Genomic DNA, 26,155 nt, shown 5'->3' with positions numbered 1-26,155 from the left:
CTTGGAACGTTGACCGCCCCTTCACTTCAGGAGGAAGAAAATGAATATCGATATGTCTCGCCAGGTTGATGCGTTGGGTTCGCTGCTCAAGGAGAAAGGTCTGTTTGATGATCAGACACATGCTGATTACGAACACAAGGTGACCGAAGAGTGGCTGCCAAAAAACGGGGCTAAGCTGTGTGCCAAGGCGTGGACCGACCCAGCATTCAAGGCATTTCTATTGGCCGACGGCAAAGCGGCAGCGGCGTCGCTGGGTTTCATGATGCCCGAGCATCATGGAAGCCTGGTGGTGAAGGAGAACACCGCATCGTTGCAAAACGTTATCTGTTGCACGTTGTGTTCTTGCACCGCGTTTACGATCATCGGCATGGCTCCAGGCTGGTACAAGGACCTCGACTATCGCGCTCGAATTGTGCGCGAAGCACGCAAAGTGCTCTCGGAAATGGGGCTAACGTTGCCTGAGCGCATTGACATCAAAGTGTGGGATACCACTACGGACACGCGTTACATGATTTTGCCGATGCGTCCGCCGCAAACGGAAGGCTGGACGGAAGAGCAACTGGCCAGCCTGATTACTAAAGACTCACTAATCGGTGTAACCCGCCTAGAGCCACCGTTCTCCCAGCTTCCCAGTCTCAACGACGTGTCTAAATAACAGGAGTGTAATGATGGACGGATTTCACGACTTGGGCGGGCGCCAGGGATTTGGTCGGGTCACCAAAGACGGTAAGGCCGACCCATTTCATGAGGCGTGGGAAATTAAGGTGAGCGCTATCACCGGTGCCTTGGTGGGGCGACATCTGTATAACATGGACGAGTTCCGTCACGGCATCGAACGAATGGATCCCCGGCATTACATTGGTGCGTCCTACTTCGAGCGAACCTTTGCGGCAGTCGCCACGTTGTGTATCGAGAAAGGTATCTTTACCTACGAAGAGCTATGTGCAGCAGTGGGAGAAGAGGTTCGTCTGTCCCTTCCCAGCAAAGGCGGCCGCATTGCGGCCGATCCGCTGCCGCAACTCGATATTGGGGATGTGGTTCGCGTAAAGGCAGACTTCGTACCTGGTCATATTCGCCTGCCGGCATACATCCGCGGTAAGAAAGGAACTATCGTTGGTGTCTCGCCGGAGTATCCGTTTGCGGACGCGGCAGCGCATGGATTGGAGTCTCCCAAGCAGCGTAGCTACGACGTCAGCTTCAAGACTAGTGACATTTGGCCCAAGGATTCTGGAAGCCACGAGGTCCATGTCGGAGTATTTCACAGTTATCTCGAAAAAGTGATCGAGTAACGCCATTTCAAGACGTCGCTCCAACGCGTTGGAGCGACCGATTGTCACCGTACGTTAGGTGCCATAAAGGCCGAGATCCATGCCTCAGCGCTCTCAAGTATCGGCCTGTACGCTTTTTAGCCGCTCCTACGCGGACGTGGGTAGCTACGTATTCGCGCATCTGCGAAAGTTCATGAAACCACTGAGTGCTCCATTTGTCCTTGAGGCCTTTGCTATATCGGGTCTGACACCGTCACTACCGCCAGAAGTTATCTCAAACGCGGTGGCTCCGATGCTCGTAGCCGCGGAGGCAGAGTTTGCTTTGCTTCCGTTTAGCTTGATGCCCGGGGAGTTTGAGGCTTTGCTTGTGAAGGGGGACACGTAATGTCCGTATTGCAGATGTCTCTGCGAGAAGTCTCTTTGGCACTGACGGACCGAGAGATCTCGAGTGCCGAATTGATGGATGTTGTTTTGGATCGAGCGGAAGAAGTAGGCACCAAGCTCAACGCTTTCCTTCATATAGATCGCTCCGCGGCGTGCGCTGCAGCTCGGGTAGCCGATGCTGACCGTTTCGCGGGCCGAATCAAGGGGCCGCTGCATGGCGTTCCTATGGCCCACAAGGACATGTTTTTCCGGGCGGGGGTACGTTCGTCATGTGGATCTGCGATCCCGATGCCGTTGGCAGACCGCACTGCAACGGTGCTCTCTCGGCTTGATGCTGCGGGAGCAATACAATTCGGCGTTCTGAACATGGCGGAGTTTGCCGTCGGTGGGTCAGGGCATAACAAAACATTTGGACATTGCCGCAATCCCTGGAACGCCGAACGGATTTCCGGGGGGTCTTCGAGTGGGTCTGCTGCGTCCGTCGCTGCTAGAGCAAATTTTGCGGCGTTGGGCTCAGATACGGGGGGGTCGATTCGAACGCCGGCGTCCGTTTGCGGCATCACTGGGCTACGCCCTTCCTTTGGCAGGGTAAGCCGTGCAGGCGTAATGGGACTCTCTTCGACGCTCGATACGGTGGGGCCTCTAGCGCGAACCGCCTATGACTGCGCGATGGTGATGAACGCAATTGCCGGCATAGACGCGGACGACCCTACTACCGCGGCGGCGTTTTCCACAGATTTCCTTCATGGCATTGATGACTCGATTCGCGGTTTGCGGATCGGCGTGCCTACCAACTATTACTCGGACGCAGTTGATCCTGCCATAAGCCATATCCTGGATGAGTCGCTGCGGGTGCTTCAGGAATTGAATTGTGTCGTCACACCGATTGAACTGCCCGACGTCAAGGCAATAGATGCGGCTGCCGCAATCGTATTCGCATCCGAGGGGGCGGCACTTCATGCTGCTCAATTGAGAGCGCATGGTGAAATGTATTCAGAGCAAGTCGTTGCGCGGCTAGAGCGAGGGTTCGTGATCCCAGCCCCGACATATCTCAATGCAGTTCGTTACAGAGCGGTGGCCGCGAAGGAGTTCTTGCAGCGAGTCTTTTCGCAAGTCGACGTGATCCACATTCCAGTACTCCCGATTCCAACGCCGACCATTACAGAAACGGACGTTCGGGACGGAGACAAGATCGACGACATGCTGGGAAAATTGGTCGGATTAACTCGCCCCATAAGTTATCTGGGTTTTCCCGCTTTGTCGGTTCCAGCTGGCTTCACTGAGGATGGAATGCCAGTCGGAATGCAACTCGTAGGACGCCCAAATGCGGAAGCAACTTTGCTTCGAATTGGACACTCGTTTCAGGGGGCCACGGACTGGCACAAGCGGGCGCCAAATATTCTGTGATGTGTACGATTGCGCTCATTGCTTGACGAGAAAGAAGCTGGTGGGCGCCGCGTAGACGGTTGCTACGCGAGCGCCACGCCCATCATTTGCATTCAGCTGTCCGTCCGCAGGCCAGGCTTTTGAGTCATAGTTTGCCGACGGCAGCGTTACTTCGAGGCGCTTTGCGTAGGGAGCACGAATCGCAGAAAGTTCGTGGAACCCGGCGTTCCAAACGGCATCCCGGCCACAATCGCGAATGGCCGAGATTCCGGTTCGAATCCTTCCGCACGAACGACCTCGGTGGCATGCTGAACCATGTCCTCGACGCTCTTGGCGTCATCGCCAAGGACAGCATGAACACCCCACACAACCGCCAACCGGCGCGCGGTCCCGATTTTAGGAGTCATGCCCACGATGGGCACGTTGGGGCGTTCGTGGGCAACGCGCAGAGCGCTGGAGCCGGACAGCGTGTATGTCACGCAAGCCGACAGTGGCAGGATTTCTGCTGCTGTGCGAATGGCCGCTCCAATCGCATCGGTCGCGTCAGCGTGCCGAGTTGCAGCAATGGCGCCCATGGTGTCTCGCTGCAGCCGGTCCCGTTCGGTGTTTCGGATGATTCGAGACATCATCTGGACTGCCTCAACAGGATACTCTCCGCTGGCCGACTCGGCAGACAGCATCACCGCATCAACGCCGTCGTACACAGCTGTTGCGACGTCAGATGCTTCGGCGCGGGTAGGCGCCGGCGAACTCACCATCGAATCGAGCATCTGCGTCGCTACAACGACGGGCTTGCCAGCTTCGCGACAGAGTCGGGTCAGACGCTTCTGAATTGCCGGTACTTCTTCCGGCGGCATTTCGACCCCCAAGTCGCCACGTGCGACCATAATCGCGTCGGTCGCAGCAACAATTGCCTCGATGTCGGTCATGGCGGCAGGCTTTTCAATCTTCGCCATAATCCCGACGCTTGAACCGACAATTTCCCGGAGTTCTTCGATGTCGCGAGCCGTCTGAACAAAGGACAATGCCACCCAGTCGACGCCGAGTTGGAGCCCGAACTTTAGGTCTCGATGGTCCTTCTCCGTCAACGCCGAGAGTTGCAGAGCGCAGTCAGGGACATTCACGCCCTTTCTGTCGGAAACCTTGCCGCCCGTTTCAACTACCGTCTCAGCGGAATCCGGCCCGCACGAGGTCACCCTAAGGCGCACGCGGCCGTCATCAATGAGAAGTGCGTTCCCTGGCGACAGTGCCTCGAAGATTTCGGGATGGGGTAGCTGTGCGACTTGCCAGTTGCCAACCACAGGAGCCAGTTGCAGTCGAAATTCTTGCCCGGCCGTGAGCTTTACGGGGCCGTCGGCAAACGTCCCAAGCCGCAACTTCGGTCCCTGCAAGTCCAACAGCACGCCGATAGGCCGGCCGACGACAGACTCTACTTCCCGAATTAATTTAAGGCGCGCGGCATGGTCTTCATGCGAGCCATGGCTGAAGTTCAGGCGAAACGTATCCGCTCCTGCTTGGACCAGTTGCAGAATCTTTTCTGCAACTGACGAAGCAGGACCCAAAGTTGCCACAATTTTTGTATGACGCTCGCGGCGCAGGCTCATGAAAATCTCCGATGCTGATACTGCAACGCCCAGTTTTCAGGGCGAAAAGGTCCGGCCTACGTTGCCCCCTCTGAGTGCATCTATTTGAAGAGGCGGCGAAGTAGGAGTTGACAGGAGTAGGATGGCGAAGAATCAGCAACGCACGTCCAACTAATAAATTGTGGACGTGGCCGGAGTTGGGGCGCACGTCCGAAGCCACCGAGCAAAAGGAACCAGGAGGAGAACCTTTGCGCGGCGCGGAGTTTGAGAAAATTCAATGATGGTCTAATGGCATGATGCGTAAACCGATACAACAAGAGGCGTTTGATTGGGGTTGTCCCGCTTCTTGTTGGGGTTGTGGTAACAGGCCCGTCGAACCGGCGAGGTCGCGCGTCCGCTTGCGGAGTGTGCCTACGGACGCGTGCTGTATTGGTCAGCCCACTTGATTGACGGGCTTGCCGGCGAAAAACGATTCAATGTTGTCCACGAGCTGGTCAGCCAGACCTTGGGTTGCTTCTTCGCTTGCCCAGGCCACGTGCGGGGTGAGGATGAAGTCTGGACGTTCCAGCAAGGCATTGAAAGGATGATTCGGCGGGGGCGGTTCCACACTGACCACATCGAATGCTGCGCCGGAGATGAGGCCGGCATCGAGCGCGGGTCCGACAGCTGACTCATCAACGAGACCGCCACGAGCCGTATTAATCAGGAGCGGCTTGCGCGACATAATTGCAAACTCGTTGGCACCAATCAGGTTGCGAGTCGACGGCATCAGCGGACAGTGAAGCGTGACAATGTCCGACTTAGCGAGGACTTCTTCGAATGGGGTGTACAAGGGCCCCATGTCGTTCCGACCCTTGTACGTCGAGAAGAGGACCTTCATGCCCAATGCCCGGCCCATCGTGGCGACCGATTGCCCAAGCACGCCATCGCCAATGATGCCGAGCGTCGAGCCGGCCAGGTCGCGGATGGGGTAGTCGAAGAAGCAGAACTGGCCCGACTCCTGCCACCGTCCCTTTCGGACCGCATCCTGGTATGCAGTGATGCTACGACGAAGAGCAAAAATCAGCGCGAAGGTGTGCTCGGGCACCGTGTTAATCGCGTAGTTTCGAATGTTGCTGACAACGATGCCCCGCGCGGAACAGGCAGGCACATCCACGTTGTCGTAGCCGGTTGCTGCCACGGCAACGAGTTTCAGTCGCGGCGCATCTGCGATGGCGCTTGCGTTCAGCTTTGACTTGTTTAGGATAACGATGTCGGCATCTGCAATGCGGGCCGGGACGTCCTCTGGCGCCGTGTATTCGAACACCTGGAGGGTGTGCGGGAAGTTCGGCGTCCGTAGGATGGTTTTCGGGGGAAGCGTCGCGCTGTCGAGAAAAACGATTTTCATGATTACTTGGCTCCAGCAGTTTCAAGGAGACGCTGGGCTTCAAGAACCACTGCGTCAGGCGTGATGTTGAAAAGGCGATAGAGAGCGTCAGCTGGGCCAGGCGCTCCAAAGCCCTTCATCCCGACAAATCCACCTTCAATCCCCAGATATTGGTCCCAGCCATACCTCACCGCGGCTTCGATACCAATCCGCACTCCGTCCCTGCCAAGGACAGTAGCCTTGTACGCGGCGTCCTGAGCATCGAAGAGTTCCCAGCAAGGCAGCGAAACGACTGCTGTGGCGATGCCGAGCGCTTCCAGTCGCTTCTGCGCTTCGAGCGCCATCGCTACTTCGGAGCCAGTTGCCAAAAGCGTGACCTGGCGCTTGCTGCTCGACGCCTCGGAGAGTACGTACCCGCCTTTCCGGCTGAGATTTTCTTCAGTGTGGGCTTGTCGCACGCGTGGCAGCTTCTGGCGCGCAAACACCATGCTGACCGGGCCAGTACGATGCGCCATCGCAACCTCCCAGCACTCCACGGCTTCGGTCGCGTCGGCGGGACGCATGACAAGCATGTTTGGCATGGCTCGCAGCGAGGCGAGAATCTCCACCGGCTGGTGAGTGGGGCCGTTCTTGCCGATGCCGATTGAGTCGTGACTGAAAACGAACTTCACCGGCAGGCCCATGAGCGCGGCCATCCGCATTGCGGGTCGCTCATAGTCAGAGAAGGCTAGGTACGTGACGCTGAGCGGCACAACGCCACCATGCGCGGCCATGCCGTTTGCCATGGAGCCCATCAGATGCTCCCGGACGCCACAATGGACATACGAGCCGCTCCGATTGGTAGCTGTGAACGCCTGCAGCAGTCCCTTATGGCCTGTCGGCGCTTCCAAGTCTGCACATCCAACCATGCGCTCGGGCATGACTTCGGCAAGCGCTTGATTGATTGCTCCGGAAATCTGGATGCCGCCAGGGAAATCGTCGGAATCGAAACACTTGCGCTTGAAGTCGTGCAGGACTTGTTCCCAACCCGCAGGCAGTCTGCCGCGCATAATGCGTTCGAACTCGGCCCGCTTTTCCGCCGGAAGAGCCGCCACGCGGGCCTTCCAGTCCTCATAGGTGCTCTGGTTGCGTGCACCGAAGCCGCGCCAACCCGAGAGGATGTCTTCCGGAATTTCGAACTGGCCATGCGGCCAATTGAGCAGCTCGCGAGCGGCCTTGGCGTCCTCTTCGTACAGGCGAGCACTGTGGCCGCCGCGTTGGCCCTGCACGCGCGGAATGCCTTTGCCAATGACCGTACGGCACGCAATCATCGAAGGGCGCGGGTCAGCGTTGGCCAGCTCAAGCGCTTCGGAAACTTCAGCGATGTTATGTCCGTCGACTTCAATGACTTGCCAGCCGGCGACTCGGAACCGTTCTGCGACGTTCTCGCTAATAGAGAGTTCAGTCTTGCCGTCGTCCGTAATCTGGTTGTCGTCCCACAGCAGCGTGAGCTTCGACAACTTCAGGTGACCGGCCAGCGAAATCATTTCTTGGCCGATGCCCTCTTGCAGGCAACCGTCGCCGACGAAGGCGTAGGTGCGGTGGTTGACGAGGTCATCACCGAAGCGGGCATTAAGGAAGGCTTCAGCGACGGCCATACCAAAGGCATTCGCGATGCCTTGGCCGAGAGGTCCAGTGGTGACCTCGATACCAAGCTTGGGGTCGTACTCGGGATGGCCGGCGCAGTGGGACCCGAGTTCGCGGAAGCTTTTCACCTGGTCAAGTGTGATGTGCTCGTAGCCGGTCAGATACAGCAGCGAGTAAAGCAGCATGGAACCGTGGCCGTTAGAGAGAACGACGCGGTCGCGGTCCCACCAAGTGGGGTCTTGCGGGTTGAATTTAAGTTGCTTGCCGTAGAGAGCAGTGGCAATCTCGGCCATACCTAGGGGAACGCCTTGGTGCCCCTCAGTTGCGCGGACAATCGCGTCGATGGAAAGAAAGCGAATGGCATGCGCCAGTGGCTGAAGTTCATGTGCGGTCATAGCGGTATGCACGCCGAGCGGACTTACTCGGCCGCTTTGTCTCCGTTGTAGTTTGTCGGAAGAGGACTTAATTCTTCGCGACAGTATCTACGTGAGGCAAGCGATGAAAATTCAGGGATTATTGAATATCTGTCATGTAAGAAGTCTGTGGCGGAGGAAAGTCATTCAACGCCAGTGAGACGACTTTCCTCCCGCAACCATTCGAGGAAGCAAACCACCTCCGGGCGTGCGGCGTGCCGAGCAGGATAGACGACATGGTGCTGCACGATATCGAGACCAAGCTCCTCGTCAAATACGCGGCAAAGGCGACCGGCCTTAATGTGCGCTGCAGCTAGCTTTGTGCTTTCAAGCGCAATTCCGAGGCCTTGGACTGCCGCATCAATACTCATCATTGAGCGGTCAAAGCGAAGCGGAATCCTCTCAGCATGCAGGTCCGGAGCGTAGTCCGCGAACCACGCCGGCCACTGTACGAGACTAATACGGGAGTGAATGAGGGGAGCTTGGACCAAGTCTTCGGGAGCCTGGACCGGGTGTCGGCTGAGGAAATCCGGGCTGGCAAGGGGGACAACCCGCTCCGAGAACACCGGCTCAATTTCCAAATCAGGCCAGTTAGGCAAACCATAACGAATGTCGATATCAACCTGCCCAATTTCGAAGTCCGAGTGCTCGGGAGACGCCGATAGTCCTAGCGAGATTTCTGGATGGCGACGCGCAAAGTTGGCGATTCTGGGCATCAGCCATAGGCTGGCAAAGCTAGGACTGGAGTGAATGTAGAGCGAGTCCTCGACACCGTGTCGCAAGTCTTCGGTCGCGGAATTAATGGCGCCAAGCGCACCGGCGACGCGTGAGAGATAGGTTTGCCCCGCAGGCGTCAGCTCTACGCCCCGCGTGGAGCGCTCGAAAAGCCTGAGTCCAATCAGCTTTTCCAACCGAGCCACCTGATGACTAACTGCCGACGGCGTCAGATGCAGTTCTGTCGCGGCAAGGGCAAAGCTCTTGCGGCGTGCAATGGCTTCAAAAGCGAGTAGAGACGTCAGCGGAGGAATCATGGCAGCCAACTGGTAAAGGCAGTGTTGCGATGCAACATGCGGGGGGCGTAAAGAATGCATGACATTTTATCGTTTGCCGGGCGGATTGCTGTAACCCAGAATCACTGCGCTCGCAGCCAGATTTCCTTCAATCGGCATATTGGCGTTGCCGCGCTTGGTGGCGCCAGTTCGCCTGGTAGTCGCGCGTTGTTGGGACGGTGCATGCAGCGCTTGCACGTGCCGTCTCCAAACGAGGTGAACTCCTCTCACTGCCCTGCGTAATTCTGTCGGGAGGCGAGACCACAGTCACCGTGCGTCCTCGAGAGTCGGGACAGGTCTGATGTCTCTTCTCTGACCTGAAGTTGAGCTAGGGCCGGCGACGCGTCGAGCATCAGTCATTATTCAGACTCGGACTCTCCGCCAGTGCTTGCATTAGCCACTCCCGGAACAGACGCATTTTCGGGAGGTGGCCGCGACTGGAGAGATAGTTAAGGCTATGGCATTCGATGCGAGGGCCCTCTTTGCCGAAGGGAAGTACTAGCACGCCCGATGCAAGCTGCCGCTCCACCAACAGCATGCTTTCCAAGCACACGCCCAAGCTATCGATTGCAGCAAAAATCGACATGAACGAGCGGTCGAAGCGGGGCCCCCGCTCTAGGTTCAGTTGCACACCAGGATGGTCTGCTTCCCAGTTTCGCCACGTGTAAAGATTTACCTCCGAATGGATAAGCATCTGATGTGAGAGGTCCGTGGGGGTGCGAAGGCATGGGTTTCCTTCAACCAGATTCGGTGAGCAAAGAGCCACGATAGGCTCGGGCGGAAACATCTCTGTCTCTATCCCTGCTCGTGCCAGTCCCGCCCCATAGCGAATATCGAAGTCCACCATGCCGTCCTCGAGGTCAACCTTTTCGCCCGAGGCGGTAATCCGCACGTCCACATCTGGGTACATCGTCGTGAAGCGCGCGATTCTTGGCATTAACCACTGGGCGCCAAGGCTGGGTACAACGTGCACATTAATAAGGTCACTCTTTCCGGCCCGGGAAATCTCTTGAACGCCTGATTCGATTTGACCAAAGGCATCTCCGACGTTCCTTGCAAACTTCCGGCCCGCGTCGGTGAGGATGACAGAGCGGTGAATTCGATGGAAAAGTTGAATGCCGAGAAGCCGCTCCAGTTCCCGAATACGGTGACTCACGGCGGACGGCGTCAAATGTAGCTCTTCCGCGGCGCGGATGAACGAGCCCAAGCGCGACGCCGCTTCAAAGGCTTGGAGGGTTGCCAACGGGGGGATTTTGCGCACAATAAGAATGAACTCATATCACCGATTAAACCTTTTAAAGCTGTTCCCTGCATGCGTCAAGGCGAATTGCGAAGTGCGGCGCACCTACGGGTAAACGCTTGCTCTCTACCGAGGTACGGTCCTGGATACACGGCCGCCGGCGGATATCACTTTCACCGCCCCTTCAATTTGCACTTTTTTTGAGCACAATTGCTTGGCATGTCGCCTAACCCAAGGGCGTTAGGGCTCTAGATGGCCACGAAGCGTATGAAGCAGAGCATTTCCTTTGGTTTGGTCCCGGTTACCAATCAAGTCTCCCGTTGGTCGGCGAAACGGTGAACACAGCTCACTCATAATCGATTTTTATTCTCTTGACCGCATCATTTCTGTAAACCAACATACCATCAAGAGGCCAGACAACGCCCTATAAATGGAAGCACGTCCACCGCCGTCGTGCTCTGGAGACAACATGAAAACGTCGAAATTCTTTTCAAAATTTCTAGCGCGAAATTGAGCTTTATTTAAAGCGAAATATTCAGGCGCGAAGTCAATCTCTTATATTTTCTGAGCCATCGCTGGTAAGCGGCGCGCCGCAAGAAGTTCGCGGTGCTGCTTTTCTGGTTGCCTTTATGTCTTCCCTGCTGTCAGTGGCCAGGGCAAGGGGCGATGAGATGGCTCTGCAGTTCTGTGTCACTTCGCGGCTGTGCCAGACGTCAACGCCCAGCCCGCTGCCTTCTAAGGAAATAAAATGACCCAAGTTTCAAGTCACTACGCCGACCTAGATGATGTCACCCTGCACTACCTCAAGGCAGGCGAGGGGTTCCCCGTGGTACTGCTGCACGGCATTCCGCAGACTTCGTACGAATGGCGCTTCATTATTCCGGAGCTCACCAAGAAGTACTCCGTGATTGCTCCCGACCTGCGTGGACTCGGCGATTCCTCCAGGCCTGGCTCCGGCTACGACAAGAAGACGGTCGCCAACGACGTCTGGCAATTGCTGCAAAAGCTCAACATCAAGGAATTCTTCCTTGTTGGTCACGACTGGGGCGGTCCTACGGCATTCTCGCTGGCCGCTCAGCATCGGGAGGCGGTGCGCAAACTCGCAATTCTCGACGTCGCGATTCCGGGCGACGGGCACGATTTCTCACAGAACGGCCGGCGTTGGCACCACGCGCTTTTCCGCACCCCCGACTTTCCTGAGGCGCTGTTCCACGACCGCGAACACCTGATTCTCAACTGGCTGTTTGAAAACTACGGTCATCGCCCGACTTGCATTTCCGAGGAAGACAAGAGGGAATACCTGCGCACCTACGCCAAGCCCGGTGCCATGCGCGCGATGTACTCGTTCTATCGCGCGTTGCCCCAAGATAATGAAGACAACAAGGCAATGCTGGAAGCCAACGGCAAGCTCAGGATGCCTGTCCTCGCTCTGGGAGGAAGCAAAAGCTTCGGCCGCGGTATGGACACGATTGATTCCGTGAAGCGCGTTGCAGAGGACGTCCGTGGCGGCTTGATTCCGGACTGCGGTCACTGGGTCACTGAGGAACAGCCGGAATTCATCTCGCAGCAATTGATGGAGTTCTTTGGCGAGTGAAGGTCACGGTTAGGTAAAACGATATTAAACGAATTAAGGAGACAACATGGTCAATTCCACCCGTCGCAGGCTCGTGCTCACTGGAGCAGCGGCCGCCGGTGCCTCAATGGCTTTCCCGGGCCTCGTTTTCGGCCAAGCAAAGTTCAAGCTGAAGTGCGCGAACATCATGCCGACCGACCATCCTCTGAACGTTCGCCTGCGAGAGGCGAGCGCGAAAATCAAGGAGCAGACCAACGGTGCGGTAGACATCCAAGTCTTCCCATCAAGTCAGTTGGGAACCGATTCGGATATGCTCGCGCAGTTGCGCGCGGGTGGCATTGACCTATTCGTCCAGACCGGACTCGTCCTGGCGACGCTCGTCCCTGTTGCGTCCATCAATGGCATCGGATTCGCCTTCTCCGACTACAGCAAGGTATGGGCTGCAATGGACGGTGCATTAGGCAAGCACGTCATCAATGCCTTCTCTAAGGTGAACCTTATCGCCTTCGACAAGATGTGGGACAACGGCTTCCGCCAGACCCTTTCCTCGAACAAGGCAATTCGCACGCCGGACGACATCAAAGCCTTCAAGATTCGCGTTCCCCCGAGCCCCCTGTGGACATCCATGTTTAAAGACATTGGCGCCTCACCGGTTTCCATTCCTTGGGGCGAGACGTATTCCGCGCTTCAAACGAAAGTCGCCGACGGGTTGGAGAACCCTCTCGCCGGCATCTACTTCGCGAAGATGTATGAGGTGGGCAAGTACATCTCGAACACCAACCACATGTGGGATGGCTTCTGGATGGTCGCCAATCGACGCTCCTTCGAGGCTATGCCGGCCGCGACGCGAGACATCATCTCAAAGGTAATGAATGACAGCGCGTTGCAGCAACGCGCCGACGTGGAGAAACTGAACAAGGAACTCAAGACCAATCTGACGGCGAAGGGAATCCAATTTTCTGACGTTGATACCAACGCATTCCGAACCAAGTTACAGCAATCCGGCTTCTACGCTGAATGGCGCAAGCGGATGGGCGACGAAGCGTGGGGGTTGCTCGAAGCAACGGTTGGCAAGTTGGCGTAATCCGCCAAAAGTGAGGCTTGTGATGGAAACTTTATCTTCGACGCTGCCTATGGGACGTCGAACCTTTGCAGATTCGTGTGAGCATGTTCTTCTGCGCGTCGTAGAAATCGTGGCATCGATTATTCTCGTTGGGGAAATCAGCATTCTCGCCACCGGCGTGATTGCGCGCTATGTTCTCGACACACCGATTACGTGGTCCGACGAGTTAGCATCAATTCTCTTCATTTGGCTATCGATGCTAGGGGCGGCCATCGCGTTCCAGCGCGGACAACACATGCGTATGACAGCGTTGGTCGGGCGCTCGAACTCCAGCAATCGACGAATACTCGAAACCATTGCACTGGCTGTGCCCTTAGCGTTTATGGTTGCGATTCTGCTCCCGGCGATTGACTACGCCATGGAAGAGGCCATTGTAACGACGCCTGCGTTGGAAATTTCCAACCTATGGCGTTCCGCAGCGCTGCCCACTGGCGTCGCCCTCATGATTGTCTTCGCCGCCTTCAGGATTCTTAAGGAGAGGATGTTTCGCAGCATCCTCATCGCTGCAGTCGTTGCGATAGCGGTCTACGGGTTGCTGACGGTGGCCAAGCCAATCTTTGCTGACTTGGGAAATTGGAATTTGTTGATTTTCTTTGTTGGGATGATTGGCCTGGGTGTAGCTCTCGGGGTGCCAATCGCGTTTGTGTTCGCACTGTCGGCCGTTGCGTATGTCTTCACCTCAACGTCGACACCGACAATGGTTCTCGCGGGCCGACTCGATGAGGGGATGAGCCACCTTATTTTGCTGGCGGTGCCTCTCTTCGTCTTCCTAGGGTTGCAGATTGAGTCGAATGGGATGGCGCGAGCTATGGTGGCCTTTCTCGCAACGCTGCTTGGACATGTCCGGGGAGGCTTGTCGTACGTGCTGATTGGGGCCATGTATCTGGTTTCCGGCATCTCGGGGTCGAAGACTGCGGATATGGCTGCCGTTGCGCCGGCGCTCTTCCCGGAGATGCAGCAGCGTGGTGCCAAGCCCGGTGACCTCATAGCGCTATTGGCTGCAACAGGCGCGCAGACCGAAACGGTTCCTCCGAGCATCGTGCTGATTACGATTGGTTCTGTGACGGGGGTTTCAATTTCAGCCTTGTTCACCGGTGGTTTATTGCCAAGCGTTGTTCTCGGTATCACGTTGTGCTCTGTGGTGTGGTGGCGTTACAAAAACGAAGACCTGTCCTCGGTCAAGAAAACGCCAAAGGCTAAGATTGCAAAGGCTTTCATAGTGGCACTGCCAGCTCTTGCACTCCCGTTCGTAATTCGAGCGGCCGTGGTGGAGGGGATGGCCACTGCAACCGAAGTCTCGACAATTGGCATCATCTATTCGCTGGTTGTGGGCGCGATTGTGTATCGCCATTTCGACATCAAGCGGTTGGGCCAGATGCTGGTAGAGACTGTTTCGCTATCCGGCGCAATCCTTTTCATCATCGGCGCGGCTACTACAGTCGCTTGGTCGCTGACGCAGTCGGGCTTCTCGCAAGACTTGGCGGCACTGATGAGCAGCCTTCCGGGTGGACCGGCCATGTTCATCGCGGTCTCCATCGTCGCCTTTGTGATTCTTGGCAGCGTGCTGGAAGGTATTCCGGCGATTGTCCTGTTTGCCCCGCTCGTTTTCCCAATCGCGAAAAACCTCGGTGTGAATGAAGTTCACTATGCAATGATTGTCGTGCTGTCGATGGGCATGGGTTTGTTCATGCCACCAGTCGGCGTTGGATACTACGCTGCCTGTGCGGTGGGGCGGGTGGAGCCAAGTGAAGGACTTCGGCCCATCTGGGGCTACATGATTGCCCTTTTCGTGGGTCTTGTGCTGGTCGCAATGATTCCTTGGCTGTCGATTGGCTTCCTCTAAACCATGTTGTCTCCGTTCGGGCCTCTGGACCGGTCAGCCTTTCGTAGGCATGACCTCCCCCCGAAAAACCGTAGCATCCAAAACTAGAGATTTCTGGCAAATTTGAAGCCCTGACGGGCAGGGGATTTGCAATGAAAAGATCGAAGTACACCGAAGAGCAGATTGCGTTCGCGCTGAAGCAAGCCGAAGTGGGTACCACGGTGGCAGAAGTGTGCCGGAAGATGGGTATTTCGGAAGCCACGTTCTACAACTGGAAGAAAAAGTACGGCGGCCTCGGCGTTTCCGAGCTGCGGCGGCTGAAACAGCTGGAAGAGGAAAACGCACGGCTCAAGCGCATGGTGGCCGACCTCAGTCTGGACAAGCAGATGCTGCAGGAGGTGGTGCAAAAAAAGCTGTGAAGCCGGCCCGTAAGCGCGAGCTGGCTGACTTTTTGATGCAGGCGTATCGGGTGAGCATTCGGCGCGCTACGGCGGTGCTGCAGTTGCGTCAGGCCACGTATTTTTATCAACCTCACCCGCGCGATGACCGTGCTGAGCGACGACGTATCCGGGAGATCGCCCAGACGCGAATACGTTATGGCGCGGAGCGCATTCATGTCCTGCTGCGACGCGAAGGCTGGCTTATCAATCACAAGAAGACGTACCGGATCTACTGCGAGGAAGGGCTGAATCTGCGGCGTAAGCGACCACGCCGTCGTGTTGCCGCAGCACATCGCATGGAGCGCCCTGAAATCTCTACCGTGAATGCCTGTTGGAGCATGGATTTCGTGGCCGATCAGCTGTTCAACGGGCAGAAAATCCGGGCCTTAACTGTGGTCGATAATTTTAGTCGGGAGAGCTTGGCGATTACCGTCGATTACGCCTTGAAGGCGGCAGATGTGGTGGCCACGATGGGGCATCTGAAAGCGCTGCGCGGTACACCGAAACGCATACAGGTCGATAACGGAAGCGAATTCATTTCGCATGTGCTAGATCACTGGGCGTATGAAAATGGCGTAACCTTGGATTTCTCTCGGCCAGGCAAACCCACGGACAATCCGTTCATCGAGTCGTTCAATGGCAGTTTCCGGGATGAATGCCTGAACGTGCATTGGTTCCTGTCATTGGACGACGCTCGTGAAAAGATCGAGGACTGGCGACAGGACTACAACGACTTCAGACCGCATAGCTCGCTAGGCGATTTGACTCCGGGCGAGTTCCGACTCGCACACCTTGACGCCGGAAATCTCTAGGTCGAGGTGCTCGGTTAAGCGGGGGGAGGTCAATTAACCCCCGGACTCTAAAGCCTGATGCTACTGAATACGGGGGGACGTCGCACCTATTCCTTGTGCCTGTGCACGTTCCTGTAGCGGCACGCTTGCGTGGCGCAGGTATTGATGGAGGAATATTATGGATGTCGGAAGTGTTACTGATGGCCCGCTATCTCGTGCGGCACATACTCGACTTCGAGGCTAAGCTTTTCCTCGTTCGAGAGCTCCAGGGACAGTGCGCTTATAGAGTCAGTCAACTGTGATGCCTTCGAGACACCGATGATGGGGGCGGAGACGCTACGTTTCGCCAGCACCCAAGCCAGCGCGACCTGTGCCATCGGAACTCCGCGCGCAGCGGCTATCCGCTCTACAGCATCGACGACCTTCCTGTCCGCTTCTTTGGTTTGGTCGTACAGAGCTGTGCCGACGCTGTCTTTCTCAATCCGACTTGTTTGAGCACCAAACGGCCGAGTCAATCGGCCGCGAGCAAGAGGACTCCATGGCATTAGCCCGACGCCAAGGTCTTGGCACAACGGAATCATCTCTCGTTCCTCCTCGCGATATAGCAGGTTCACGTGGTTCTGCATGGACACAAACTTCGTCCAACCGTTCCGAGAGGCAATTTCCTGAGCCTTGGCGAACTGCCAGGCAAACATCGACGACGCGCCGATGTAGCGCGCCTTTCCCGCCTTGACGACGTCGTGCAGCGCTTCCATCGTTTCTGCGATTGGGGTGTTGTAGTCCCACCGATGTATCTGGTAGAGGTCAACGTAATCAGTGCCAAGACGCGCAAGACTCGCATCAATGGCGCTCATGATGGCCTTTCGGGACAGGCCTTTGTCGTTTGGCTTAGTTTCTCCAGAGGATGACCCGCCACCGCTGAGCGGGAAATATACCTTCGTTGCCAGGACGATTTCATCACGATTGGCAAATTCGCGAATGAACTTTCCGACAATTGCTTCTGACGTACCTGCCGAATAACTGTTGGCCGTGTCGATGAAGTTGATTCCCTGCTCAATTGCGCTTCGGAATATGGGGCGTGAATCCGCTTCGCCGAGCGTCCAGGGATGCGCGCCGGCGTCAGGGTCACCGAATGTCATGCAACCCAAACAAAGACGAGAGATGTCCAGGCCAGTTGAGCCAAGTTTTGTGTATTCCATATCGTAGCTATCGATAACAACGGGTCTCTGAATTTTTCCTCACTGCTTTGAGGAAGCGCACATCGGGTGGGCGGCCACAACATGTCCAGTCTGTTGGGCTGCAGTCGAATACAAAAAAGCAAAAGACCCGCCACGGATGAGCGGGACGGGCCTTCACAACTACAAAGACTTTAGTGCAAGGCAGGTTGTCGCGTTTCGTGCGAAGCCGCTTTCATGCCTACGACAGCAGGTGCGGTCTCACGCATCGTCAATGCGCACAGTGTGGAGATGATGCCCAGCAGAGAAAACAGAACCGCTGGACCAATCCAACCGACGATGCCATAGAGACCCGTAGCGACAAAGGGAATCAGACCAGCCACCAGGGAAGCACCGTTGTAGCCCAGCGAGATACCCGACGACCGGACGTTGGCGGGGAACTGTTCCGAGAACCAGGATGGCTCCACCGCGAAGATAGGGTCGTGGCTCAGCAGCAGCGACAGCGAGATGGCAGTTACAACCATGATGCCGGCACCAGTGTTGATAAGCATGAACATCGGGATGCCGAACAGAATGGTGAAGACCGCGCCGAGCATGTACACAGGACGGCGGCCGACACGGTCACTCCACGCGCCGTAGAGAAGATGGCTGACGAGACCGATGGCGGAGCCAATCATCGTGCCCCACAGTACATTCTCTTTGGTAGTGATGTTCGCCAGAACCACGTATGACAGCATGAAGCTGGTTGTAACGTAGTAGCCGCCGGTCTCCGCCAAGCGCAGGCCGATGATACGCAGCACCTTGCGCCAGTCGTTTCGCAGCACGTCCAGAGCGGGTTGCTTGACAATGGTGTTTTTCGCTTTCATGGCCTCGAAATCAGGCGATTCTTTGACGCTCAGACGTATGAAGAGACCGATGCCAACCATGACGACAGAGACAAGGAACGGCACACGCCAGACCCAGTCGCCCTCGAAGAGGGCAGCCGACATGAGGAACGCACCGTTCGCCATCAGCAACCCTAGCGGGATACCAACTTGCGGCACGGCACCGAAGAAGCCACGCCGCTCCGGTGGCGAATGCTCACACGCCATGAGTACAGCGCCGCCCCATTCTGCGCCGAAGCCCACGCCCTGAATCATACGAAGCAGAATGAGGAGAATGGGAGCGAGCACGCCAGCCTGTTCATAGGTCGGTAGAGCGCCAATTAATACGGTGGCGCCGCCCATGGCAAGCAAGGACCAGAACAGCACGGCCTTGCGACCGAGTCGGTCACCGTAATGGCCGGCGAGATAGCCTCCCAGTGGGCGCATCAGGAAGCCGACCGCCAGGGTTGCGAAAGACGCGAGAATGCCGACGATAGGTTCGGTGGTGTGGAAGAAGATTTTCCCGAACCATCCAGCAGCAGCCGTACCGTAGATGAAGAAGTCGTAGCTCTCAACGGCCGAGCCAATCATGGACGCGATGGATACCTTGACCGCGCCGTCTTTTTTCGGCGCATTAGTCGTGGCAGATGTCATATTGCCTTTGTCTCCAGATGTTTATTGTCCTGTCTATTGCTGCACGGGCCCCTTTGGGACCACGTCCAGCCTGAAGATGCCTGCGCAGGGCCGTCCGTACCTACCGCTTGACGAATTACTGCTGAAAGGTCTCGATGACTCTGCTATCGTCGCGCTGACCAAGCCCGACCTCGGCAGCCTGACAGTACCGCGCATGCGATATGTCGAGCAGTGGGACTTGAGCTCCACAGCCTTGAGCGGCTTCAACCACCAGACCGCTGTCCTTCACGAAGATGTTGATGGAGCTCGTCACCTCGACGTCCGTGCCCTTGAGCATGCGGGGGCCACGGTCCGACAGCATCCAGGAGCCGGCCGCGCCTTTTTCAATCAGGCCCAGGACCTGTGCCGAGTCCAGGCCGAGCGAGCGAGCCAAGTTCAATGCCTCAGCGGCAGCGACGATATGGACCGAGCAGAGGTGCTGGTTGACGACCTTGATAGCCTGCCCGTCGCCAAGCTTTTCGCCCGTGATGCGGACTTCGCCCATGGCCTGGAGTACCTGGCGTACTGTCTCGATGTCGGCGGCGTCGCCGGCAGCAAAGATGACCAGTTGACCGGTCCGGGCACGAGCGACTCCACCGGTGACCGGGGCATCTACCACGCGCACGCCTGCGGCACGCAAACGCTCGCCTTGTTCGCGCACGCTGGCGGGGCCGACGGTGGACATGATGACCCAAGTACGGGCGATGGGCTTACCAACGGCGTCATCAACGAGCTTTGCTAGCTGGCCTGGCGTGGCGACCATCACGACGGCGACGTCCGCCATCGGAAGGTCCGAAACGCGGTTGACGGCCGCAATGCCCTGCGCTTGTGCGTTGTCACAAGCAGCGGGTACTACATCGAAGCCGCCGACGGTGTGACCCGCATTGCGAATCTGGAGAGCCATCGGCAGTCCGATGGCGCCCAAGCCGATGAAATTGACGTTCATTTTGACCTTCCCCTTACTTAAGCCATTCTTTGATGCGCTCGACGATGACTTCCGTCGAGATGCCGTACCGGTCATGCAGCGTCGGCAGCGCGCCGGCGTCAAGGAACTGGTCTGGCAGGGCCACCACTTCGAGGGCGGGGTAGACGCGTGCCTGCATTAGCGTCATGGCGACAGCTTCGCTGAGGCCCCCCACAGTGCTGTGGTTCTCGGCTACCACGACCAGTCGACCGCTGCGGCGGCACTGCTCAACGATGGTGGCCACGTCCAGCGGCTTGATGGTTGGCACGTGCAGCACACCCACGTCGGCGGTGCCGCCGGCCATGGCCTGAGCGACTTCCAGCGCGCGCATCGTCATGAGACCTGACGAAATAATCAGCACGTCACGGCCGTCGCGCAGCAGCTTGGCCTTGCCGAGCTCGAACTTGTAGTTGTATTCGTCTAGCACCAGCGGCACCTTGCCACGCAGCAGGCGCATGTAGACCGGCCCCTTGTACTCGGCGATGGCGGCGACGGCCTGCTCGGTATCGAGGGCGTCGCAGGGGTCGATGACGGTCATACCCGGGATGGCGCGCATCAGCGCCAAGTCCTCGGCTGCCTGGTGGCTCGGGCCGTAGCCGGTGGTCAGCCCGGGCAGAGCAGCGCAAATCTTGACGTTGAGGTTTTCTTCGGCGATGACTTGGTGGATGAAGTCATATGCGCGGCGGGTGGCGAACACAGCATAGGTGGTCGCGAAGGGCGTGAAGCCTTCCTTCGCCATGCCACCGGCGGCGGCCATCAGCAACTGCTCGGCCATACCCATCTGGAGGAAGCGCTCGGGGAACGCTTGACCGAAGATGTGCAGATCAGTGTACTTCGATAGGTCGGCGGTCATGCCGACGATTTCAGGGCGCTTCTCGGCCTCGGCGACCAGCGCATGGCCAAACGGGGCAGCGGTGGTGCGCTGGCCTTCTGCTGCGATGGAGGCAATCATCGCCGAAGTGGTCAGGCGAGGCTTGGCGGGCGCTTGGGACTGGGTCGGAGTCTTGTTCTCGACAGCGGTGCTCATTGCTCGGCTCCGTAGGATTGGGTGGCGGCGTAGTTGGCGTCCAGAACCGAAATGGCGTGCTGCCATTCATCAGCTTCAACACGGATGAAGTGGTTCTTCTCGCGGGTTTCGAGGAAGGGGACGCCCTTGCCCATCAGCGTGTCGAACAGAATCACGCGAGGCACCGGCTCCTTCAAATTGCGGGCGCGGTCGAACGCCTCAATCACGGCAGGCAGGTCGTTGCCATTCACGCGCTGCGTGTACCAGCCGAAGCTCTGCCACTTGTCCGGTAGCGGCTCAAAGCCGAGTACTTCGTGCGACACGCCGTCAGCCTGCTGGCGGTTGACGTCGACCAGGCAAATCAGGTTGCTGAGCTTATGGTGCGAGGCCGACAGGGCGGCTTCCCAGGTGGAGCCTTCATCCAGTTCGCCGTCAGACATCGAGTTGTAGACGAAGGCCGAGCTGCCCTTCATCTTGAGACCCAGCGCCATGCCCACTCCAATGGGGAGGCCTTGGCCCAGCGAGCCGCCCGAGATTTCCATGCCCGGCGTGTAAGTCGCCATACCCGACATCGGCAGGCGGCTATCATCGGAGCCGTAGGTTTCCAGTTCCGTCTCATCGATGATGCCGGCTTCAATCAGGGCGGCGTACAGCGCAATGGCGTAGTGACCATGCGACAGCAAGAATCGGTCGCGGCCTTCCCACTCCGGTTCACCCGGGCGGATATTCATGGCATGGCAGTATGCCGTGGCCAACACATCGGCATAGCCGAGCGCCTGGCCGATATAGCCTTGTCCCTGCACTTCGCCCATGCGAAGTGCGAACCGCCGGATGCGCCACGCATGGTGGGCCACAGCGGCTTGCGGCGAAATCTTGCTCGCCTCTTGTGCCGGATTTGCAGTCATCGTCTCCATTCCTATCTGGCAGAACACGTTTGTTGCCCTTCCGCCTAGGGTGCAACGTGAAAAAACGCTCACGTATGCCCCGATACAGCAGGGATGAACAAAGGCTATCACCTCGTTTCGGAGACCACAAAAGAAACATTTGCCTTTATAGATGAGGTGAAATCACCTATCGAGCTTGGGTATGTTTGCTCTCATTTGGCGCGCGTTATGGGGCTGCATAACGCGCCAACTCAGCGGCGACCGATGAACCGAGAATCACGTCAGTGATTCAATGCTCAGGGATGGTGTGCGGCGCGGCGCCGTGCGCACTCCGTGAGCTTGTGCTTTGATAGACCCGAGGGGCCGTTGCCGCAGTAAGGGGCGCGCGAGAGTGCCACGCACGGCGCCCAAAGTGCTCACGCCTGTCCTGCCGTAGGCCGAAGCGTACCCAGTCCATCGATGAACTGTGATCTGCTGCCCGCTACTTTCCCGGCCACCGGAGGGCGTCGACCGCCGCACGTCGTGCGACAGTGAATCGAGGATCGCACGAGCAGGAGGAATTCGACCCGGTTTCAGATCGGGCGCTCCGTGGCGCCAACGCCGAGTGCCCGGGCGGCGGCGCGCATGTCCGTAAGGCTCAGAAAGGGCCGATCCTCTTCTTCCCAACCGTCAAGAAACCGGACCGCGCTCAGGTTGATAGCCTCGGCAACGAGCGCCTCCGCATCGGCAATTGGCCGTCCGGCCAGCAACTGTGCAGCCAGCTCTTCTGTGCCGCCCTCCATCGCAAAGTCCAGCCGTATCTGTCTGTCAGACAGTGTGGACTTAACCCATGCGAGCATGTCATCCGCCTCGGGCACATCAAAACGTACCTGCATCGCGAAGCGCCCGCCACGCAACACGGCCGGATCGAGCACGTCCGGATGATTGGTGGCTGCAATGTAGACGACATCCGGTATCCGTCCGCCGGTGCCATCCACCGTGGCCAGGATCCGATTGGTGAGGGCAGAGACGTTCGAGCCACGTCTATTAGCAAGAATTGAGTCGGCCTCGTCGATAAACACGATTGCCGGGCGCTGGTCGTTCGCCTTGCGCACGAGCTTTTCCCATTCATCGGGACGGGAAATCAGGTCGGTGCCGGTGGTCGACAGGAACAGCCAGTCTGACGCCTTTGCAAGCGACATCGCTGCCATGGTCTTGCCGGTGCCGGGCGGGCCGTAAAACAGGATCCCTCGCGGCAGGGTGCCACCGAGCTGGGTGAAGTCGTAGATGTTGCGAAGCCGGTCTCCGATACTCGTCAACATCCCACGGGAGTCTTTAGGCATGACAATCTCCTCAAGCCTAACCACATGCTGTGGAAACGCGCTGCGCTGACCTTGGATGATGCGCATAGCCCGCGTGACGAGCTCGAAGGTGATGGGGCCATCGAATTCGTTGTCGCGCTTCATGTCGCGCAGTTGCGGTCCGAGGGCTGCCAGTCGTGCGGCGCTGAAACCGTTCCAGCGGCGCGCAAGGTCATTGACGATGGCAACGTCGATCGCTTCTCTTCCGAGACACCGTACGATGTTTGCCCAGATCAGGTTGCGGCGGGCCTGGAAGTCAGGAGCGGGTACTTCGATGTGGACGTCAAAGCGCCCGGAGCGGATCGCGGCACGGTCGAGCTGTTCAATGTAGTTAGTCGCTACGACCAGCACAACCCGGGCATCGCGCAGCTCCACAATTTCCCTGAGCAAGGTATTGACCACGTCCCGATCCATCGAGTGGCTCATGCCGGAGCCGTCGCGGGGCTTGAGGAACGAATCGACCTCGTCGATAAAGAGTACGCAGGGCGCACAGCGACGCGCGGTACGAAAGAGGCCGCGAAGTCTCTCAGGTGTCTCGTTGATCCACTTCGAGGCCATGTCGCCGAAAGCTACCGGCAGGAGCGGTATTCCCAACTCGCCGGCCAATGCCTCGGCGAACATCGTCTTTCCGTTGCCAGGTTCGCCAAAGAGCAGGATGCCGTTGCGCGGCTCGCCATCCAGACCGGCTAGGATGTCCTGCCCGGCACGCAGCAGGCGGCGTTTGGTGTCGACCATTCCGGCGAGGTGTTTGAACGAACCCCGGGCGCGACGGACAAGGTCGCTGCAATCGTGGGGAATCGCATCTGTCTTAATGCGCGTTGGGGATTCCGAGCGCTCAACGGGGCGGAGTGCCGGTGACGGGCTCATCGGTATGGCAGGGGGTGTCGAGGAAACAAGTGTGGCCGACGCAACAGCGGTTGTAGCCGGAGCCGCCAGCGCGGGTAAGGCTCCTGGTGCGACTTCAGGAGAAGCGTGAACCGTTGCCCCTGCTACGCAACGGGAGCGGGTGATCTTGTGACGCATGGGAATCCACGCGCGGGAGCCTTCAACGAAGAACTTGGACTTACGGCCGGGAAACGGCTTCTGAATGGCGGAGTGTCGCATGTTGACCTCGTGAGTGTATAGACCGGAAGGCTCCGATCCGTTCTGATGCCGCGGTTCGTTGCGGAAGTCGGGATCAGGTTCTCACGACGTTTGGCAGATGCAAGGCAATGCCGGGACGGGTTTCAAACGGATTTTTTGCACAAATCGTCGGCAAGGCCAAGTGAATCGAGGTCTCGGTAAGGCGTCGGAAAGGGCGCCCCAACGGGCATGCGCCACGTAAGGCGGGTGCCATCACATGAGGCATTGCCTCCTACCGCTCAAAACGCCGATGACCCGACGACGCCTGCTTGCCACGCTTTGCGCAATCCCATCCCAGTACGGAGCTGGGCGGCGGAGGGTCCACGACAAGGCACAACGGCGGCGACGGTTCGACGGATTGGCGTCACTGACCATAGCTGGCATTCATTGATGTCTGCTACGGGGCAGTGCGGTTAAGTGCCAGCATTTTGCCGGCGTACTGGCTGAGAGCCTTGTCCAATAAGGATTGTGCGGGGGTTCGAGTCCCCTTCCTCGCACCAACTCCCCGTTTTGGCATCGGTTACGTAGGTCTCACTTCTTCCCGGAAAATCTCGCAAACGCTCGCCGAATAAGGCGGGGCGGGGTTTTCGTGGATTCTGATTGTTCGTTGTCGGCGAAGAATCTCACCTCTTCAAACTTAAAATCGATGCGTCGGCCCAATCGGGGGCCCGTGGTGACTTGCGCGCTATATGCCGAGTGCTTCAGATCGATTTGGCGTGCGGGGGGCCAATTGGGGGAAGAAAATTTACGACGCCGGCGCGGCTTGCGGCAGGAGATAACTTAGATCTTCATCGAGTCGATGGCACAGGTTGTACACCTCGCTGGAAAGGTCGCTCATCTGATCAAAATAGGCTTCGTTGAATTGCTCGGGGATGGCGGTGGGGCGCTGATTCGCTCCGACCATCGAGAGTGCGACGAGCCGTTCGGACAGCTCGTTCAGACGGTCTAGTGTGTCGCGAGAAGGGATAGGAAGGTGCTGATGGGGTGTCATGCGGGGTTCCTCGTGCTTACCGTTTGAATCCCACCACCCGCTGCACATAGCAGGGGTGGGTGGGCATTGAACTGGGTTAGCAGACCGCGACGGGTATGGTTCAGCGGCACGCCCGAAGGCGTCCCAATCCAAGCCCACCCATAGTATGGGTGCACGAAGCGTGTTGCACACGAAGACCGCGATGCAACGCGGCCGTGTGCCCATAAACTCGTCATCAGGCTGCTAAACCCGGTCACGCTTGGGACGTGACGAGGGACAGCTTAGGAGAACTTGGCGAGTGCGGCAATGGGCGGCAACCGTGATCCTACACGCATCGCCATAATTCGGAAGTCGCCCAAATCCACTTTGGGACTTTATAGATGAGGTTGCCGACGTTTCATCGCGGCGAAAGGGAGCCGGCTGGATGTCGCGAGAGATAATCCTCGCTCGTATCAGGCGTGAATAGCTCGATCCGGGATCGTCGACAGCTTGATGCCCAGCGCATGCATGACTCGCAGTATCGTGGAGAAACGAGGCTGTGCGTTTGGGGCTAGCGCCTTGTAGAGACTCTCTCGGCCGAGCCCTGCTGCGGTTGCGACTTGCGTCATGCCTTTCGCTTTGGCAACGTCTGCAATCGCGGACAGAAAGATCGCTGGGTCATTCTCTTCGAGCGCGGCGTTGAGGTATTCGGCGATCATTTCGTCACTGTCCAAATACTCGGAAGCATCAAAGCGTGTGATGTCGGCTTTACTCATTTCGATCACTCCTTCGTGATGGTTTCCCACAATGCCCTGGCCCGCGCGATATCGCCTTGCTGAGTCGACTTATTCCCTCCGCACAAAAGCAGGTAAGTGATCTCACCAGCTTGCCCGTAATACACGTGGTATCCCGGACCAAAGTCGATTCTCATTTCCCAAAGCCCAGCCCCAAGCGATTTCGAATCGCCAAAGTTGCCGAGCTCTGCGCGCTTAAAACCCGATGCAAGACCAGAAGCTTAAAAAGTGCCAACGCCGCTGAGGTTACAGGCGGGCAAATGGTAGCGGGTCAGGTGCCTGCTTCGCCTCCCCTGCCACGTCCACCGCCCACCTGGGGGGA

General features: G+C 57.8%; 20 protein-coding genes and 2 pseudogenes. 8 read left to right on the top strand and 14 right to left on the bottom strand.

Features of this window, described 5'->3' with window-relative positions; translation table 11 throughout:
* Positions 1-40 precede the first annotated feature (40 nt).
* From PEP31012_RS08950 to PEP31012_RS08940, 3 genes are all read left to right on the top strand, one after another.
* Positions 41-655 (top strand): nitrile hydratase subunit alpha, encoded by a 615-nt coding sequence (locus tag PEP31012_RS08950; RefSeq protein WP_150589009.1) that lies wholly within the window; start codon positions 41-43, stop codon positions 653-655.
* A gap of 10 nt (positions 656-665) precedes the next feature.
* Positions 666-1,289, top strand: a complete 624-nt coding sequence (gene nthB / locus PEP31012_RS08945; RefSeq protein ID WP_150589008.1) for a nitrile hydratase subunit beta — start codon at positions 666-668, stop codon at positions 1,287-1,289.
* Between the two features lie 363 nt (positions 1,290-1,652).
* Complete coding sequence (locus PEP31012_RS08940) at positions 1,653-3,059, top strand: amidase (RefSeq protein WP_150589007.1); 1,407 nt, start codon at positions 1,653-1,655, stop codon at positions 3,057-3,059.
* A 146-nt stretch (positions 3,060-3,205) separates the two neighbouring features.
* On the opposite strand, the gene pyk is transcribed toward PEP31012_RS08940, so the two are convergent.
* The 4 genes from pyk to PEP31012_RS08920 form a co-directional block, all read right to left on the bottom strand.
* The gene (gene pyk, locus PEP31012_RS08935) at positions 3,206-4,636 is read right to left on the bottom strand and encodes a pyruvate kinase (protein ID WP_174978193.1); all 1,431 of its coding nucleotides are present in this window, start codon (positions 4,634-4,636) and stop codon (positions 3,206-3,208) included.
* 418 nt (positions 4,637-5,054) lie between these two features.
* Positions 5,055-6,008 (bottom strand): D-2-hydroxyacid dehydrogenase, encoded by a 954-nt coding sequence (locus PEP31012_RS08930; protein ID WP_150589005.1) that lies wholly within the window; start codon positions 6,006-6,008, stop codon positions 5,055-5,057.
* A 2-nt stretch (positions 6,009-6,010) separates the two neighbouring features.
* Positions 6,011-8,008: a transketolase gene (gene tkt / locus PEP31012_RS08925; RefSeq protein ID WP_150589004.1), complete on the bottom strand. Its 1,998-nt coding sequence runs from the start codon at positions 8,006-8,008 to the stop codon at positions 6,011-6,013.
* A 161-nt stretch (positions 8,009-8,169) separates the two neighbouring features.
* Positions 8,170-9,057, bottom strand: a complete 888-nt coding sequence (locus PEP31012_RS08920; RefSeq protein WP_150589306.1) for a LysR substrate-binding domain-containing protein — start codon at positions 9,055-9,057, stop codon at positions 8,170-8,172.
* A gap of 179 nt (positions 9,058-9,236) precedes the next feature.
* On the opposite strand from PEP31012_RS08920, the pseudogene PEP31012_RS23945 reads away from it, so the two are divergent.
* Positions 9,237-9,368, top strand: a pseudogene (locus PEP31012_RS23945) (glycerate kinase); the annotation flags it as partial.
* A gap of 59 nt (positions 9,369-9,427) precedes the next feature.
* On the opposite strand, the gene PEP31012_RS08910 reads toward PEP31012_RS23945, so the two are convergent.
* Positions 9,428-10,318 (bottom strand): LysR substrate-binding domain-containing protein, encoded by an 891-nt coding sequence (locus PEP31012_RS08910; protein WP_246171208.1) that lies wholly within the window; start codon positions 10,316-10,318, stop codon positions 9,428-9,430.
* A 745-nt stretch (positions 10,319-11,063) separates the two neighbouring features.
* Here PEP31012_RS08910 and PEP31012_RS08905 point away from each other — a divergent pair.
* The 4 genes from PEP31012_RS08905 to PEP31012_RS08890 all read left to right on the top strand — a co-directional run bounded on the left by PEP31012_RS08905 (position 11,064) and on the right by PEP31012_RS08890 (position 16,085).
* Entirely contained in the window at positions 11,064-11,909 is an 846-nt protein-coding gene (locus PEP31012_RS08905; protein WP_150589002.1) for an alpha/beta fold hydrolase, read from the top strand.
* 46 nt (positions 11,910-11,955) lie between these two features.
* Positions 11,956-12,972 carry a TRAP transporter substrate-binding protein gene (locus PEP31012_RS08900; RefSeq protein WP_150589001.1) on the top strand — a complete coding sequence of 339 codons (1,017 nt, stop codon included), beginning with the start codon at positions 11,956-11,958 and terminating at the stop codon, positions 12,970-12,972.
* Positions 12,973-12,994: 22 nt separating this feature from the next.
* Positions 12,995-14,854, top strand: a complete 1,860-nt coding sequence (locus PEP31012_RS08895) for a TRAP transporter large permease (RefSeq protein ID WP_150589000.1) — start codon at positions 12,995-12,997, stop codon at positions 14,852-14,854.
* 131 nt (positions 14,855-14,985) lie between these two features.
* Positions 14,986-16,085, top strand: a protein-coding gene (locus PEP31012_RS08890; protein ID WP_425494941.1) for an IS3 family transposase whose coding sequence is annotated in 2 segments (ribosomal slippage) — positions 14,986-15,241 and positions 15,241-16,085 — 1,101 coding nt in all. Because the reading frame shifts where the segments join, the coding sequence is not laid out codon by codon here.
* 173 nt (positions 16,086-16,258) lie between these two features.
* Here PEP31012_RS08890 and PEP31012_RS08885 read toward each other — a convergent pair.
* From PEP31012_RS08885 to PEP31012_RS08845, 9 genes and pseudogenes are all read right to left on the bottom strand, one after another.
* Positions 16,259-17,263, bottom strand: a complete 1,005-nt coding sequence (locus tag PEP31012_RS08885; RefSeq protein ID WP_150588998.1) for an aldo/keto reductase — start codon at positions 17,261-17,263, stop codon at positions 16,259-16,261.
* Between the two features lie 170 nt (positions 17,264-17,433).
* The gene (locus PEP31012_RS08880) at positions 17,434-18,756 is read right to left on the bottom strand and encodes an MFS transporter (protein ID WP_150588997.1); all 1,323 of its coding nucleotides are present in this window, start codon (positions 18,754-18,756) and stop codon (positions 17,434-17,436) included.
* A gap of 115 nt (positions 18,757-18,871) precedes the next feature.
* Entirely contained in the window at positions 18,872-19,720 is an 849-nt protein-coding gene (locus PEP31012_RS08875; RefSeq protein ID WP_150588996.1) for an NAD(P)-dependent oxidoreductase, read from the bottom strand.
* A 13-nt stretch (positions 19,721-19,733) separates the two neighbouring features.
* Positions 19,734-20,765 (bottom strand): transketolase family protein, encoded by a 1,032-nt coding sequence (locus PEP31012_RS08870; RefSeq protein WP_150588995.1) that lies wholly within the window; start codon positions 20,763-20,765, stop codon positions 19,734-19,736.
* Positions 20,762-21,649: a transketolase gene (locus PEP31012_RS08865; RefSeq protein WP_150588994.1), complete on the bottom strand. Its 888-nt coding sequence runs from the start codon at positions 21,647-21,649 to the stop codon at positions 20,762-20,764. The genes PEP31012_RS08870 and PEP31012_RS08865 overlap by 4 nt, the downstream gene beginning before the upstream one ends.
* A 551-nt stretch (positions 21,650-22,200) precedes the next feature.
* On the bottom strand, positions 22,201-23,703 hold the full coding sequence (locus PEP31012_RS08860; protein WP_174978174.1) for an AAA family ATPase: 1,503 nt from the start codon (positions 23,701-23,703) through the stop codon (positions 22,201-22,203).
* 1,132 nt (positions 23,704-24,835) lie between these two features.
* Entirely contained in the window at positions 24,836-25,081 is a 246-nt protein-coding gene (locus tag PEP31012_RS08855) for a hypothetical protein (RefSeq protein WP_150588992.1), read from the bottom strand.
* Between the two features lie 431 nt (positions 25,082-25,512).
* Positions 25,513-25,815 carry an addiction module antidote protein gene (locus PEP31012_RS08850; RefSeq protein WP_150550072.1) on the bottom strand — a complete coding sequence of 101 codons (303 nt, stop codon included), beginning with the start codon at positions 25,813-25,815 and terminating at the stop codon, positions 25,513-25,515.
* Positions 25,816-25,820: 5 nt separating this feature from the next.
* Positions 25,821-26,021 (bottom strand): annotated as a pseudogene (locus PEP31012_RS08845) (type II toxin-antitoxin system RelE/ParE family toxin); the annotation flags it as partial.
* Between the last annotated feature and the right edge of the window lie 134 nt (positions 26,022-26,155).

The sequence above is a fragment of the Pandoraea eparura genome (assembly GCF_902459725.1).
Lineage (GTDB): Bacteria > Pseudomonadota > Gammaproteobacteria > Burkholderiales > Burkholderiaceae > Pandoraea > Pandoraea eparura.
Note: the sequence above shows the minus strand (reverse complement) of the source record. Positions and strands in the feature narration are given on the sequence as shown.